The organism is Caldimonas manganoxidans ATCC BAA-369 (genome assembly GCF_000381125.1).
In the GTDB taxonomy this organism is placed as follows: Bacteria; Pseudomonadota; Gammaproteobacteria; order Burkholderiales; family Burkholderiaceae_C; genus Caldimonas; species Caldimonas manganoxidans.
The window spans coordinates 55,302-69,876 of sequence record NZ_KB905941.1 but is presented as its reverse complement, the minus strand read 5'-3'; the positions used below and the strand labels follow the sequence as shown (position 1 = coordinate 69,876).

Here is a 14,575-nt window from a genome sequence, read left to right as displayed (position 1 = left end):
GCCCTCAGGGCACTGGATGGCCGGTGCTGGCCGACCACAGCGCATGCCAGGTCGGCGCCTCCAGCCGCAGCGACAGCGCCGCCACGGCCTCGCGCATGGCCTCGATGCGGCGCGATCCCACGATGGGGTGCGGTCGGCAGGGCAGGCGCAGCAGCCAGGCGTGTGCCACGGTGGCTGCACTGCAGCCGTGTTCACGCGCCACGCCCTCCAGGGCGGCGCGCACGCGCTGCTCGGTCGGGCCGTCGCCGGTGAACAGCCGGCCGCCGGCCAGTGGCGACCACACCATGGGCGACAGCCGCAGCCGTTGCATGTGGTCGAAGCTGCCATCGTGCAGCGGGGCCAAGTGGAGCAAGGAACATTCGACTTGGTTGGTCACCAAGGTCGTGCGGCTGGCCAGCAATTCGAACTGCGCTGGCGAGTAGTTCGAGACGCCGAAGTGCCTCACCTTGCCTGCCGCGCGCAGCGCCTCGAACGCCTCGGCCACTTCGTCGGCATCCAGCAGCGGATCGGGACGGTGCAGCAACAGCAGGTCCAGGTAGTCGGTACGCAGTGCCTTCAGCGAATGCTCCACGCTGGCCACGATGTGACCGCGCGAGCTGTCATAGGCCTTCACGCGGTGTTGCGGGCGCTGCGGCGAGACGAGCTGGATGCCGCACTTGCTCACCAGTTGCAGGCGCGAGCGCAGCGGCGGGGCCAGCGCCAGGGCCTCGCCGAACAAGGCTTCGACCGTGTAGCTGCCATAGATGTCGGCATGGTCGAAGCTGCTGACGCCCAGCTCCAGGCATTGCTCGATCCAGCGCAGGCGTTCTTGGGGTGTCCAGCCCCACTGTGCCATGCGCCAGCAGCCGGCCACGATGGGCGACAGCAAGGTGGACAGGACAGATGTCATGGCGGTGACCTCGGCTGAAAACGAACGAGGCGCCTGCACGGGGCGCCTCGCCTGGAAGCAAAGAAAAAGAAGGCGTGGGATTCAGACGTTGAACAGGAAGTGCATCACGTCCCCATCCTTGACGATGTAGTCCTTGCCTTCGGCACGCATCTTGCCAGCGTCTTTGGCGCCTTGCTCGCCGCCGTAGGCGATGAAGTCCTCGTAGGCGATCGTCTGGGCGCGGATGAAGCCGCGCTCGAAGTCGGAATGGATGACCCCGGCGGCCTGCGGCGCCGTGGCGCCGATGGGCACGGTCCAGGCGCGCACCTCTTTCTCGCCAGCGGTGAAATAGGTTTGCAAGCCCAGCAACTTGAAGGCGGCGCGGATCAGACGGTTCAGCCCAGGTTCGTCCTGGCCCATGGCCTGCAAGAACATCAGTCGGTCCTCGTCGCTCATGTCGGCCAGCTCGGCTTCGGTTTTGGCACAGATGGCCACCACCGGCGCGTTTTGCTGGGCGGCGTAGTTCTTCAGGCGGTCTAGCAGAGGGTTGTGCTCGAAGCCGTCCTCGGCCACGTTGCCGACGAACATCGCCGGCTTGGCCGTGATCAGGCACAGCGGCTTGAGCACGGCGCGCTCTTCTTTGCTGAAGTCGATGCTGCGCACCGGTCGGCCTTCATTGAGTGCGGCCTGGCATTGGTTGAGCACGTCCACCAGGCGCTGGGCTTCCTTGTCGCCGCCGGCCCGAGCCACCTTGGTGTAGCGCTGCAGGCTCTTTTCCACCGTGGCCAAGTCGGCCAGGCACAGCTCGGTTTGAATCACCTCGATGTCGGCGATCGGGTCCACGCGGCCGGCCACGTGGATGATGTTGTCGTCCTCGAAGCAGCGCACCACGTTGACGATGGCGTCCGTCTCACGGATGTGGCTGAGGAACTGATTGCCCAGGCCTTCCCCCTTGGAGGCCCCGGCCACCAAACCGGCGATGTCCACGAATTCGACGAGGGCCGGCACCACCCGTTCGGGCTTGACGATCTCGGCCAGCTTGTGCAGGCGCGGGTCGGGCAGTTCCACGACGCCGACATTGGGCTCGATGGTACAGAAGGGATAGTTTTCGGCAGCGATGCCGGCCTTGGTCAAGGCATTGAAGAGTGTGGACTTGCCCACATTGGGCAGCCCCACGATGCCGCAGCGGAGGCTCATGGTGTCTGGGGCCGTGCGAAGTCAAACCCTGCATTTTACCGGGCTTGCCAGCGGCGGCACCTGTGCGGTCGAGTCAGGCCGCAGGCCGATCTCGAAGCCGCCTTGCGGGCCGGCGTGGCGCAGCGACCACCCATGATGGGCGCATTCGGCGCGAATGAAGGGGTGGGCATGCGCGCACCACAAGCGGCTGACTTCCGGCGCCTGGGCCAAGGCCGCTTGCAGCAGCAAGCGGGCCAGTCCGCGACGCCGCAGCCGCGGATGCACCACCACGGCCAACTCGTGGCTGCGTGCCTGGTCCATGTCGAACAGGTGCAAGGCCGCCACCAGCCCCACGTCGGGCGCGGCCCACAGACCCCAGGCGCGTTGGGTCTGCCAGTCCAGAGCCTCCACCCAAGCGCACAGGGCCGCGTCGTCCAGCGCATGGCCAAACCGCGCATGCCGGTCGGCGCGCGACAGCGACAGCATCAGCACTTGCAGGGCGTGGGCATGTGCCGGCTGCAAGCGCTGCAACTCAAGGGTCGAGGGCCACATAAGTCATCGTTGCCGTGGCGCAGCGTTGCGGCTGCCCGCTGGGGGCCGATTCGACCCACAATTGCGCTTGCACCTGGATGGAGCGTCGTCCGGTGCGTTGCACCCAGGCGTGGGCTTCGACGATGTCGCCCACGTGCGCGGGCGCATCGAAGCATCGAAGTCCACGCGCTCACATCCGGCCATGACCACGCTGCGGCGGCTGTGGCGCGTGGCGGCCACGAAGCCGGCCTTGCTCATCCAGGCCATGGCCGGGCCGCCATGCAAGATGCCGCGGTGATTCACATGTCCGGGAAAGACGATGTCGGCCACCGTGCAGGCCTGGGCTGGCACGTCGGCGCGGGTCTCATGGGCCGGCGTACGGGCCGCGGCCGGTGGCGATGATGCGGGGCGCACCATCACGAAGCGGCCGCTGACACAGTGGGTGCGCTGTCCGCTGAGCAGGTCTTCGCTGATCAACTCGGCTTCGATCCAGGCCGAGCGCTCGCCCACGTCGGTCACGCGCGCATGGGCTTCGACCAACTGCCCGGCCGGGGCAGGATGGGCAAAGGCCAGCTCGGTGATGCTGGCGGTGACGGCCGGGGCGGCCAAGGCGCGGGTGCCCACGATGTAGGCCAGACGGTCCAGCATGGCCACGGCGGCGCCACCAAACAAGGTGCCATGGTGATTGGACTGGTCGGGCCAGACCATATCGACGGTGCGCAGCGTGGGCAGTACGACGGCGGCGGGAACGGTGGACGAAGAAGCGACGGGCATGGACGAACGACTCCTGCATGCAAGGACGAGGGTCGTCGAACCGGGATGCCGCCGCCCCCCGGTCGCGCATGGCAGCCTGCTCGAGGCCGCCAGCGATCCGTGGGACAGTGGTGCGCGCCCAGACCAGGGACACCCCGCCCTGCTCACTGACACATGACTTCGCGGCAGGTCTCCTGGCTCTCGGGTCATGGTTCGGGTCGGTCTTCCCAGCGCAAGGCCAGTGACTCGATGGACCGCGAACTCGCCGATCACAGTTGCGGGGGCAGCCACAGCATAGGTCGCTTGCGCGACCCTTCTGTCGTTCCCTTTTCATTCTTGCCTTGGGGCAAGACACCGCGAAGCAGAAAACACTTTACCTCAAGTGGCCTCGGTGGTGTGCTCCCGCAGCCAACGGGCGGCTTGCACCATGTGGCGCAACGCGGGTACGACTTCGTCCCACTGCCGCGTCTTCAGCCCGCAATCCGGATTGACCCACAGCTGCTGCGGTGACAAGTGCTGCGCGGCACGGCGCAGCAAATCGATCATCTGCTGCACGGATGGGAGGTTGGGGCTGTGGATGTCATACACCCCCGGCCCCACGCCATTGGGGTAATGGTGGCGTTCGAAGGCGTCGAGCAACTCCATGGCCGAGCGGGCCGTCTCGATCGTGATGACGTCGGCGTCGAGCTCGGCGATGTGCTCGATGATGTCGTTGAACTCGCTGTAGCACATGTGGGTATGGATCTGCGTGGCGTCGCCCACCCCGTTGGCCGCCATGCGAAAGCAGGCGCAGGCCCAGCGCAAGTAATGGGCTTGGTCGGCTTGGCGCAGTGGCAGCCCTTCCCGCAAGGCCGGCTCGTCGATTTGGATGATGGCCACGCCGGCGGCTTCCAGGTCGAGCACCTCCTGGCGCAAGGCCAGTGCCAACTGGCGGCATGTCGTCTCGCGCGCTTGATCGTCACGCACGAAGGACCAGTTCAGCAGCGTCACCGGGCCGGTGAGCATGCCTTTGACCGGCTTGGTGCTCAGCGACTGCGCGTAGGTGGCCCAGCGCACGGTCATCGGTGCGGGCCGCTGCACATCGCCATACAGCAGCGGTGGCTTGACGCAGCGCGAACCGTAGGACTGCACCCAGCCATGCTCGGTCAGTGCGAAGCCATCGAGTTGCTCGGCGAAATATTCCACCATGTCGCTGCGCTCGGCCTCGCCGTGCACCAGCACATCCAGCCCCAGTTCCTCTTGCACGCGGATGCAATGGGCGATTTCTTTCCGCATGGCCTGTTCGTAGGCGGCGGGGTCGATCAGGCCATCGCGCAGGCGCTTGCGCTGCAGGCGAATGTCTGCCGTCTGCGGAAACGAGCCGATCGTGGTGGTCGGCCAGGCGGGCAGTTGCAGGCGTTGCTGTTGCACGGCGATGCGCTGGGCGTAGGGGCTGCGCCGGCGTCCGAGCGCATCGTCCCATGCCGCCAAGGCCGCTTGCACGGCAGGCCGATGCACGCTGGGGCTGTCGCGCCGTGACTGCACGGCCTGTCGTTGCTCCTCCAGCCGTTGGGCCACGCTGTCTTTGCCCTGGGTGAGCGCTTGGGCCAGACAGCGCAGTTCGTCGAGTTTTTGCACACCGAACGCGAGCCAGTCGCGCAACGGATGCGGTAGGCGTCGTTCCAGGTCCAGGTCCACCGGCACGTGCAGCAAAGAACACGAGGGCGCCAACCACAGCCGCTCCTCCAGCCGTGCGGCCAACGGCTCCAGCCAATCCAAGGTGGCGTCCAAGTCGGTTTTCCAGACGTTGCGGCCGTCGATCACGCCCAAGGACAGCACCTTGGTGGGCGGCAAGAGGTTGAGCGCGGCGCTCACTTCCGCGCGCGCCCGCACCGCATCGAGATGCAAGCCGGCCACCGGCAGATTCGCCGCCAGGTATAGGTTCTCGCCCAAGGGGCCGAAATAGGTGGTCAGCAGCAGCTTGACCGGGACGGCCTTGAGCGTGTGATAGGCCAGGTTGAAGGCATGCCGCCACGACGCGTCCAGCTCTTCGACCAGCACCGGCTCGTCGATCTGCACCCAGGTGGCGCCATCGCGGTGCAGGCGTTCGAGCCATTGGGCATACACCGGCAACAGGGCGTCCAGCAGCTTCAGGCGGTCCGAGCCGTCGCGGGCCTTGCCCAGGCGCAGGAAGCTCACCGGCCCCAGCAGCACGGGCTTGCCTCGCACGCCCAAAGACCGGGCCTGCGTCCATTGGGTTTGCAGCCAGTGATCGTCCAGCTCGAAGCGGGTGTGCGCGTCGAACTCGGGCACCAGATAGTGGTAATTGGTGTCGAACCACTTGGTCATTTCGGCCGCGGCCACGGGCGCGGCTGGGCACCGCGCATGAGCCCGGCCGCGCGCGGCCCGGAAGTACACCGACCAGCGATCCAGCGATGCCGCACGGGCACGCTCGGGCAAACAGCCCAAGGCAGCGCTGGTGTCCAGCACGTGGTCGTACAGGGAAAAGTCGCCCACCGGCACCCAATCGAGCCCCGATTGCAAGCCCCAGTGTCGAGCGCGCAGCTGCGCAGCGGTGTCCAGCACCGCGTCGATCGGGGTCTGGCCGCGCCAGTGGGATTCGAGCGCGAACTTCAGTTCACGGTGTGCGCCGATGCGGGCAAAGCCCAGGTTGTGTGTGGTGATCGTTGGCATGGAGTCCGCAGAGATGAAGCCTTGGTGAGGCTGGGATGCTGGCCCCAATGCGCCATGAAGTAAAATGATCTTTCATCAAAAATCAATGAATCCAGTTCATGATCGAGCGCATCCACCTGGCGATCGTGCGCGAAGTGGAGCGTCAGGGTTCTTTGACCGCGGCCGCGCAACGCTTGTGCCTGACCCAATCGGCCCTCAGCCACACCATGCGCAAGCTCGAGCAGCGAGTGGGCACGCCGGTGTGGCGCCGCGAAGGCAAGCGGCTGGTGTTGACCCAGGCAGGTCAGGCGCTGCTGGCGGTGGCGCAGCGGGTGCTGCCGCAACTGGAATTGGCCGAGGAGCGCTTGCAGCAGTATGCGCGGGGCGAGCGCGGCACCTTGCGCATCGGCATGGAATGTCACCCCTGCTTTCTATGGCTGCACCGGCATCTGGGCCCGTACTTGGCGCGCTGGCCGGACGTGGATGTGGATGTGCGCCAGCGGTTCCAGTTCGGTGGCATGGGCGCGCTGCTGGCCCACGACATCGATGTGCTTGTCACGCCAGACCCCTTGCTGCACGCCCAGGTGCATTTCGAGCCGGTCTTCGATTACGAGCAGGTGCTGGTGGTCAGCGCGGCTCACCGCCTGGCGGCACAGTCGTGGGCGCAACCGGAAGACTTGGCTGGCGAAACCTTGCTCACCTACCCGGTGAGCCCCGATCGTTTGGATGTCTACACCCGGTTTCTCACACCGGCGGGGGTGTTGCCTTTGCGGCACAAGACGGTGGAGAACACGGAAGTTTTGCTGCAGATGGTGGCCGCCGGCCGGGCCGTGACGGCCATGCCGGCATGGTTGGTGCAAGAGTATGCCCAGCGCCTGCCGCTGGCCTGGCTGCGGCTGGGGCAGCAGGGGGTGTTCAAGCAGATCCACCTGGGCGTGCGGCGCCTCGATCGGGGCGTGGACTACGTGGCGGATTTTTTGCGTCAGTGCCGCGCCGCCGAGGTGTGAGCTGCCGCAGCGGCGGGCAAGGTCGGTCTCAGGGTAAGGTCGTTCTCAAAAGGCCCAGCGACCCGTGCCCAATTGTCCGACGCGCAGCAGCCGCTCCACCCCTTCCAGCACGATGGCATTCATGCCGAAAGTCAGTCCGCCGTCCATGCGGGGGTCGGCGCGGTAGCCGGCCAAGGCGTCGCCGATGGCGTGGCCGGTGTCGGCCGTGACCGGGTCCACATCCGGGATGGAGCAGCGCACGCAGGGTTTCACGAGCTTCAGGCGCACCGGACCATCATCCGTGTCGATCTGCAGCTCTTGCAGATGGTCTTCGGCATGGGCCGTCAGGGTCTCGTCCACGGCATCGAGCACGAGGTTGGGACGGAAGCGCTCCGGGCTGGCCGCCGGCAGCCCCTGCGCGGCCAGGCGGGTGTTGAGTTCGTCCAGCGCCGCGCGGGTCAGCACCAACAGCGGGAAGCCGTCGGTGAACTGGTTTTCGGCTTCCAGGCCGCCGGTCCACTCCAGGCTGGACAGGCGCTTGTGTTCCGGGTCGAAGCGCACCAGGCGCACGCGCCGGCCCAGGAAGTCGCTGAACCATTGGGCCGCCAGGTCGCCCATGTCATAGGCGGGCACGGCGTCGTTCCACACCGTCACCCGGGTGGGGCTTTCCACGGTGTCGTAGGCAATGTGCAAGGTCAGCATGCCCGGCGCGCGCAGCACCATGTCGGCCGCACGCAGTGTGGGGCGGATCAGCGCCATGCGTGGCAGTTCGCGCTGGCTGAGGAAATGGCCATGCTCATCGACCACCATCCAGGCACGGTCGAACTCCAGACCGGTCTCGATCAGCAAGGCTTCATGGACCGGCACGGCTGCACAGGACTTGATGGGATGCACGTACAAAGCGCCTACACGGAAATTCACATCGCTCACTTGAACCCACTCCTCTGTGCTTGTGTTGCAGCAGGCCCATCGTCCGGGCAGTGGGCGCCAGCCGATGCCCAGGGGGCTGCCGCGCCGATCGCTCCAGCGTGTGGCGCCATGCCCAGCCGACGGCCCTGGGCGAGCCCGACCGGGTGGGTGGCTTCAGGCAGGACGATGGGAGCCTTCAGGCACGGATCATAGAGCCCCGGCCCCTACAATGAGCCATCATGAGCCGCTACGACGTTTCCATCCTGGGCCACGGCATCGTCGGCAAGACGCTCGCCTTGGCCCTGGCGCGCGAAGGGCTGCGTGTGGCCCTCAGTGCGCCGTTGCCGAGCCCGTCGGCCGACGATGTGCGTGCCTATGCGCTCAACGCCAGATCGGTGGCCCTGCTCGAAGGGTTGAAGGTCTGGCCCCACCTTCCCTCCACGGCTGCCACACCGGTCTACGACATGCGGATCGAGGGCGATGCGCCCGGGGCGGCACTGGAGTTCTCGGCCTGGCAACAAGGGGTGCGCGAGCTGGCTTGGATCGTCGATGCGGCCGCGCTCGAACTGGAACTGTCCCGGGCCTTGCAGTTCCAGCCGCATGTGACCGTGGTGGATCGCCCAGTGCACGCCGAGCTCGAGGCCATTTGCGAGGGGCGCCATTCGGCGCGGCGCGCAGCGCTTGGGGTGCAATGGACGCGGCACGACTATGGCCAGACCGCACTGGCCGCCCGACTGGTGGCCGATGCGCCGCATCGGGGCGTTGCCCGTCAATGGTTTCGCAGCCCCGATGTGTTGGCCTTGCTACCCTTCGACCGCCCGCAGCCCGAGTCTTCCTACGGCCTGGTGTGGTCGCTACCTCGTGCGCAGGCCGAGGCCTGGTTGAGGGCGCGCCCTGAGGCGCTGGAGCAGGCCCTCAACGAAGCCACGGGCGGTGTGGCCGGTCGGCTCCAACTGCACGGTCCCTGCGTGGGTTGGCCTCTGGTGTTCGCCCAGGCCGACCGGGTGTGTGGCCCGGGCTGGGTGTTGCTGGGCGATGCGGCGCACGTGGTGCATCCCTTGGCTGGGCAGGGGCTCAATTTGGGTCTGGCCGATGTGCAGACCCTGGCCGAAGTGCTCGCTGCACGAGAGGCGTGGCGACGTCTGGGGGATGAGCGGCTGCTGCGCCGCTATGCGCGTGCGCGTCGTGCGCCGACCTGGGCCATGGGGCAGCTCACCGATGGTCTGCTGCACTTGTTTGCTGCATCGTCGGCACCGTTGAAGGAACTTCGTAACCGTGGTTTGGGTCTGGTCAATGCCCTGCCGCCTCTGAAGCGCTGGCTCACGGCCCGCGCGCTCGATGCCTGAAGGAATTCGTGATGTCATTGCGCTCCATCTTGGCCGCACTGTTGCTGGTGCCCTTGGCCGTGCCGGCCTGGTCCAATGAGGCGGTGATCCGCAAGAAGTTCGAGACCCGGCTGCCGGCCGATGCCAAGCTGGAGGTCCTGCCCACCCCCGTGCCGGGCTTGTTCGAATTGCAAGTCGGCCATGAGGTCTATTACACCGATGCCCAGGGCAACTACCTGATCCGCGGTGAGCTGATCGACCTGGAGGCTCAGCGCAACCTCACCCAAGAACGCGTGGCGAAGCTCACCGCCATCGACTTCGCCAGCCTGCCGCTCAAAGACGCCATCGTGATGAAGAACGGCAATGGCAAACGCAAGATTGCCGTGTTTGCCGACCCGAATTGCGGCTACTGCAAGCGTTTCGAGCGCGACGTGCAGCAGGTCAAGGATGTGACGGTCTACACCTTTCTCTACCCGGTGCCCATCGGGCCGGACTCGCTGGCCAAGTCGCGCGACGTTTGGTGCGCCAAAGACCGCCTCAAGGCGTGGCAAGACCTGATGCTGCGCAACATCGCGCCGCCGCCGGCGCCGGCGGGCTGTGATTGGAAAGCGGTGGAGCGATCCACCGAGCTGGCACGCAAACACCGCATCAATGGCACCCCGGCGCTGATTTTCGAAGACGGCACCCGCATTCCGGGGGCGCTCAACACGGCCCAGATCGAGCAGCAGCTCGCCCAGGTGAAAGTTCGCTGAAGCGCCCCCGGATGATCCACTACCGCATCGAGCCCCATGATTTGCAGGCCCACCTGTACCGGGTGGTCCTGCGCGTCGTCCGTCCGCAGGCCGACACCCTCGTGTCGCTGCCGGTGTGGATTCCAGGCAGCTATCTGGTGCGTGAGTTTGCGCGTCACCTGCAAGGGCTGGTGGCGCGGCAGGGCTCGCGCACGGTGCCGCTGGAGCAGCTGGACAAGTGCACCTGGCGGGCTCGCTGCAGCGGGGCGAGTGCCTTGGAAATCGAATATCGGGTCTATGCCTTCGACACGTCGGTGCGGGCGGCCTACTTGGATGCGGATCGTGGGTTTTTCAACGGCACCTCGGTGTTCTTGCGCGTGCACGGCCGCGAGGACGAACCCCACCGTGTCGAGCTGCGTGGCTTGCCGCCGCGCTGGCAGGTGGCCACCGCTTTGCCTGCCGTGCGCACCGACGCGCGCGGGCAGGGCGTGTACCAAGCAGCCGACTATGACGAGCTGGTCGACCATCCGGTCGAGCTGGGTGGCTTCTGGCGCGGGCGCTTCAAAGCCCAGGGCGTGGAGCACGAGTTCGTCGTCAGTGGCGCTGCGCCGAGTTTCGACGGCCAACGATTGCTTCGCGATGCCCAGCGCATCTGTGAGACGGCCATCGCCTTCTGGCACGGACGGCGCAAACCTCCTTTCGACCGCTACGTCTTCATGCTCAACGTCGTCGACGATGGCTATGGCGGCTTGGAGCACCGCGCCAGCACTGCATTGATCTGCAGCCGGCGCGATCTGCCGCGCTTGGGCGAGGAGGGGCTGTCCGAGGGCTACGTCACTTTGCTGGGGCTCATCAGCCACGAGTATTTCCATGCGTGGAACGTCAAGCGCCTGCGGCCGGCGGAATTCGCCCGCTATGACTACGGCCGCGAGAATTACACGCAGCTGCTGTGGCTCTTCGAAGGCTTCACGTCGTATTACGATGACCTGCTGTTGTGCCGTGCCGGCTTGATCGACGAGGCTCGCTACCTCAAGTTGTTGGCGCGCACGATCACCAACACCCTTGCGCTGCCGGGCCGTCGGGTGCAAAGCGTCGCGCAGGCCAGTTTCGATGCCTGGGTGAAGTATTACCGCCCAGACGAAAACACGGTCAATGCGACCATCAGCTACTACACCAAAGGGGCGCTCGTCGCGCTGGCACTGGACTTGCGGCTGCGGCAGGAAGGGCGTGGCACGCTGGACGAGGTGATGGCTTGGCTGTGGCGGCACACCGGGGGCGGCCCGATGGACGAAGCCTTGTTCGCGCAGGCGCTGGAGGCCGTCGGCGGGCGCAGCTACCGACGGGAACTCCAAGCCTGGGTGCATGGCACGCAAGATCTTCCGCTGGAAGAACTGCTGCGTGCTCATGCGGTGCGCTGGCAGCGCGACCCCCCGACCTGGGCTCAGCGCTTGGGCGTGCGCGTGGCCGACAACGGCGGGCTGACGGTCAAGGCCGTCTTGCGCGGCAGTGCGGCCGAGCGCGCCGGGCTGGCCGCCGGCGATGAGCTGTTGGCCGTGGACGATTGGCATTTGCGCAAGCTCGACGATCTGTCGATCTATCTCGGGCCTGCGGCTGAGCCCCGGCGGGCTCGGCTGCTCGTCAGTCGAGATCAACGTCTCAAGACGCTCACGGTGGAGATTCCCGCCGGGCTGGGCTCGGTGGTGTTGGTGCCGGCCGATCCGGCGTCAGATGGCGAATTGCAGCGTCGTCGAGCCTGGCTCAAGGCCCGTTGACCGCTGTCGAAGGTGGCGCGGCGGCCCCGCCGATGATGCGCGGGGTTCAGTACGGATCGATGAAACGAATCCGGAAGGCTTCGGCCGTCGTCGGCCCACGGTTGTCCTGCAGCACCCGCTGGGCCATGGTCAGCACCGGCTTCATGTCCGCCCAGGCCTTGGCTTTTTCCAAGCGCACGGCCAGATCGTCGCCCATGGGTCCGAGCTGCTCGGAGATGAAGCGGGCAGCCTGCTGGCGCAGGGCGATGAAGTCCGCTCCCGTGGGGCCCTGACCGAAGCTGGACTCCGTCGGCGGGGGGACGCTGTCTGCCGGTTTGGGGCCATTCGATGCGGAGCGCTGCGCCGTGACGGCGATCACCTCGATGAAGCCTTGATCACGCAGCTGTTGGAGCAGTTCCTGGCCATCGCCAGGAATCATGCGCAGCAGCTCCTCGTCCGTGCGTTTGCCATCGACCATGATGAGCGCCGAGCGCAGCTTCATGGACAGGTGGTGTTGGCGGGTGGCGATTTCGGCCTGTCCCTTTTCCGTCTTGCGGTACACCGTAGCCATCGATCACCCTGGTTGAGCGCGATGCGTGCAGCTTAACGCGCCCCATCCGCTCACGCCACTGGGAAAGCTCCTGTGGAGCGCGCTGCGGTGGAGGCATGCCGGTCGGATTTCACGCCATCGGCGGGGCCGTATAGTGAGGGCTGCGAAAGGAGAAGCCCGTGAGCGAACCCCTCATCCTGACCCAAGTGCGCGGCCAGGCCGCGCTGAAGGTGGGTGTCATCACCCTGAACCGGCCCAAGCAGCTCAACGCCCTCAACGATGCGCTGATGGATCAGCTAGGCCAGGCGCTGTTGGCCTTCGATGCCGACGATGCCATCGGCTGCATGGTCATCACTGGCAGCGAGAAGGCCTTTGCGGCCGGTGCCGACATCTCGGCCATGGCCAAGTGGACCTACATGGAGGTCTACAAATCGGATTTCATCACTCGCAACTGGGAAACGCTCAAGCGCGTGCGCAAGCCGGTGATCGCCGCGGTGTCGGGCTTTGCGCTGGGCGGCGGCTGCGAGTTGGCGATGATGTGCGACATCATCATCGCGGCGGACACGGCGAAGTTCGGCCAGCCCGAGATCAAGCTGGGCATCATTCCCGGCGCCGGAGGCACGCAGCGCTTGCCGCGCGCAGTGGGCAAGGCCAAGGCCATGGATCTGATCCTCACCGGGCGCATGATGGATGCGGTCGAGGCCGAGCGCGCCGGTCTGGTGTCCCGGGTGGTGCCAGCCGACAAGCTGCTGGAGGAGACGTTTGCCGCGGCCGACGCCATCTGTGGCTATTCACTGCCCAGCCTGCTGGCGGCCAAGGAATGCGTGAACCGGGCCTATGAGTCGCCGCTGGACGAAGGACTGCGTTTCGAGCGTCGCGCCTTCCACGCCTTGTTTGCCACCGAGGATCAAAAAGAGGGCATGGACGCCTTTCTGTCCAAACGCCCCGCGGTGTTCAAGCATCGCTGACGCGCGCGCTCAGCGCGCCGCCAGCGCCTCCAGCAGGCGGCCATGGATGCCGCCGAAGCTGCCATTGCTCATGCACAGCACATGGTCGCCCGCACGCGCGGCGGCCAGCACCTGGGCGATCACGCCGTCGATGCTGTCGGCCACCTGGGCCTTGGCGCCCAAGGGGGCCAGCGCCTGGGCGGCGTTCCAAGTCAGGCCGCCACTGTGGCAGAAGGCCAGATCGGCTGCTTCCAAGGCCCAAGGCAGCTGCGCTTTCATCGTGCCCAGCTTCATCGTGTTCGAGCGCGGCTCGAAGACGGCCAGGATGCGCGCCGAGCCCACGCGGCGGCGCAGGCCGTCGATCGTGGTGCGCATCGCCGTGGGGTGGTGGGCGAAGTCGTCATAGACGGTCACGCCGCCGGCCTGTCCACGCACTTCGAGCCGCCGACGGACGTTGCGAAAGCCGCCCAACGCTTCGGCCGCCGCCGAGGGCGAGATGCCCAGGTGCTCGGCCGCGGCGATGGCCGCCAGCGCGTTCATCTGGTTGTGCTCGCCCAGCAGCTCCCAGCGCACCCGGCCCACGGCCTGGCCATCGCGGTAGACCTCGAAGTCTTGAGGCTCGCCGCGGGCCTCGAAGCCTTCGGCCGTGCCAAAGCGCACCACCTCGCTCCAGCAACCCTTGTCCAGCACACGCTGCAGGCTGGCCTCGCGCGCATTGACCACCAGGCGGCCGCCGCCAGGCACGGTGCGCACCAGGTGGTGGAATTGGCGCTCGATGGCCGCCAGGTCGTCGAAGATGTCGGCGTGGTCGAATTCCAGGTTGTTCAGCACCGCAGTGCGCGGCCGGTAGTGCACGAACTTGCTGCGCTTGTCGAAGAACGCCGTGTCGTACTCGTCGGCCTCGATCACGAAGGCGGACCCTGCACCCAGGCGGGCCGACACTCCGAAGTTTTGCGGCACGCCGCCCACCAGAAAACCAGGCTGGCGCCCGGTGGCCTCGAGAATCCAGGCCAGCATCGAGGTGGTGGTCGTCTTGCCGTGCGTGCCGGCAACGGCCAGCACATGGCGGCCGTGCAAGACGTTTTCGGCCAGCCACTGCGGGCCACTGGTGTAGCGCAAGCCGGCCTCAAGCACGGCCTCCATCAGCGGGTTGCCGCGACTGACCACGTTGCCCACCACCCAGACATCGGGACGCAGGGCGAGTTGGTCGGCGCCGTAGCCCTCGATCAGCTCGATGCCCAGCTCGCGCAGCTGGTCGCTCATGGGCGGATAGACACCGGCATCGCAGCCGGTGACGCGGTGGCCTGCCTCGCGGGCCAGGGCGGCCAGCCCGCCCATGAAGGTGCCGCAGATGCCAAGAATGTGCAGATGCATGCGTGAATCCCGGCGCGGGGCC

13 protein-coding genes, 1 pseudogene and 1 riboswitch are annotated in these 14,575 nt (G+C 66.7%); of the genes and pseudogenes, 5 read left to right on the top strand and 9 right to left on the bottom strand.

The features are described 5' to 3' along the window. Positions 1–4 precede the first annotated feature (4 nt). From F615_RS0109070 to metE, 6 genes and pseudogenes are all read right to left on the bottom strand, one after another. Entirely contained in the window at positions 5–889 is an 885-nt protein-coding gene (locus F615_RS0109070) for an aldo/keto reductase (RefSeq protein WP_033371142.1), read from the bottom strand. Between the two features lie 81 nt (positions 890–970). Beyond that, a complete protein-coding gene (ychF, locus tag F615_RS0109065; RefSeq protein ID WP_019560866.1) occupies positions 971–2,065 on the bottom strand; it encodes a redox-regulated ATPase YchF in 1,095 nt (364 codons plus the stop codon). Positions 2,066–2,086: 21 nt separating this feature from the next. Beyond that, positions 2,087–2,596: a GNAT family N-acetyltransferase gene (locus F615_RS0109060; RefSeq protein ID WP_019560865.1), complete on the bottom strand. Its 510-nt coding sequence runs from the start codon at positions 2,594–2,596 to the stop codon at positions 2,087–2,089. Continuing rightward, the gene (locus F615_RS20420) at positions 2,577–2,699 is read right to left on the bottom strand and encodes a hypothetical protein (protein ID WP_245558344.1); all 123 of its coding nucleotides are present in this window, start codon (positions 2,697–2,699) and stop codon (positions 2,577–2,579) included. Before F615_RS20420 ends, F615_RS0109060 begins: the two co-directional genes overlap by 20 nt. 398 nt (positions 2,700–3,097) lie before the next feature. Beyond that, a pseudogene (locus F615_RS20415) lies at positions 3,098–3,223 on the bottom strand (acyl-CoA thioesterase); the annotation flags it as partial. A gap of 272 nt (positions 3,224–3,495) precedes the next feature. Continuing rightward, positions 3,496–3,702, bottom strand: a riboswitch (cobalamin riboswitch). Between the two features lie 4 nt (positions 3,703–3,706). Further along, on the bottom strand, positions 3,707–6,001 hold the full coding sequence (metE, locus tag F615_RS0109050; protein WP_019560864.1) for a 5-methyltetrahydropteroyltriglutamate--homocysteine S-methyltransferase: 2,295 nt from the start codon (positions 5,999–6,001) through the stop codon (positions 3,707–3,709). 98 nt (positions 6,002–6,099) lie between these two features. Here metE and F615_RS0109045 point away from each other — a divergent pair, with 98 nt between their 5' ends. Further along, positions 6,100–6,987, top strand: a complete 888-nt coding sequence (locus tag F615_RS0109045; protein ID WP_019560863.1) for a LysR family transcriptional regulator — start codon at positions 6,100–6,102, stop codon at positions 6,985–6,987. A gap of 45 nt (positions 6,988–7,032) precedes the next feature. Here F615_RS0109045 and F615_RS0109040 read toward each other — a convergent pair whose 3' ends face one another. Then, positions 7,033–7,896, bottom strand: coding sequence for an MOSC domain-containing protein (locus tag F615_RS0109040; RefSeq protein WP_019560862.1), 864 nt, complete (start codon positions 7,894–7,896; stop codon positions 7,033–7,035). Positions 7,897–8,114: 218 nt separating this feature from the next. Here F615_RS0109040 and F615_RS0109035 point away from each other — a divergent pair, with 218 nt between their 5' ends. Genes F615_RS0109035 through F615_RS0109025 form a run of 3 tightly spaced genes read left to right on the top strand, consistent with a single transcriptional unit; the run spans position 8,115 to position 11,703 of the window. Continuing rightward, positions 8,115–9,221: an FAD-dependent monooxygenase gene (locus F615_RS0109035; RefSeq protein WP_019560861.1), complete on the top strand. Its 1,107-nt coding sequence runs from the start codon at positions 8,115–8,117 to the stop codon at positions 9,219–9,221. Positions 9,222–9,232: 11 nt separating this feature from the next. Next, positions 9,233–9,952 carry a DsbC family protein gene (locus F615_RS0109030; protein WP_019560860.1) on the top strand — a complete coding sequence of 240 codons (720 nt, stop codon included), beginning with the start codon at positions 9,233–9,235 and terminating at the stop codon, positions 9,950–9,952. 11 nt (positions 9,953–9,963) lie between these two features. Next, the gene (locus tag F615_RS0109025; RefSeq protein ID WP_019560859.1) at positions 9,964–11,703 is read left to right on the top strand and encodes a M61 family metallopeptidase; all 1,740 of its coding nucleotides are present in this window, start codon (positions 9,964–9,966) and stop codon (positions 11,701–11,703) included. Positions 11,704–11,749: 46 nt separating this feature from the next. On the opposite strand, the gene F615_RS19395 is transcribed toward F615_RS0109025, so the two are convergent. Then, a complete protein-coding gene (locus tag F615_RS19395) occupies positions 11,750–12,253 on the bottom strand; it encodes a hypothetical protein (protein ID WP_019560858.1) in 504 nt (167 codons plus the stop codon). Between the two features lie 158 nt (positions 12,254–12,411). Here F615_RS19395 and F615_RS0109015 point away from each other — a divergent pair, with 158 nt between their 5' ends. Continuing rightward, the gene (locus tag F615_RS0109015; protein WP_019560857.1) at positions 12,412–13,200 is read left to right on the top strand and encodes an enoyl-CoA hydratase; all 789 of its coding nucleotides are present in this window, start codon (positions 12,412–12,414) and stop codon (positions 13,198–13,200) included. 9 nt (positions 13,201–13,209) lie between these two features. Here the strand turns inward: F615_RS0109015 and mpl are convergent, their stop codons facing one another. Further along, complete coding sequence (gene mpl, locus F615_RS0109010; RefSeq protein WP_019560856.1) at positions 13,210–14,553, bottom strand: UDP-N-acetylmuramate:L-alanyl-gamma-D-glutamyl-meso-diaminopimelate ligase; 1,344 nt, start codon at positions 14,551–14,553, stop codon at positions 13,210–13,212. Positions 14,554–14,575: the final 22 nt, after the last annotated feature.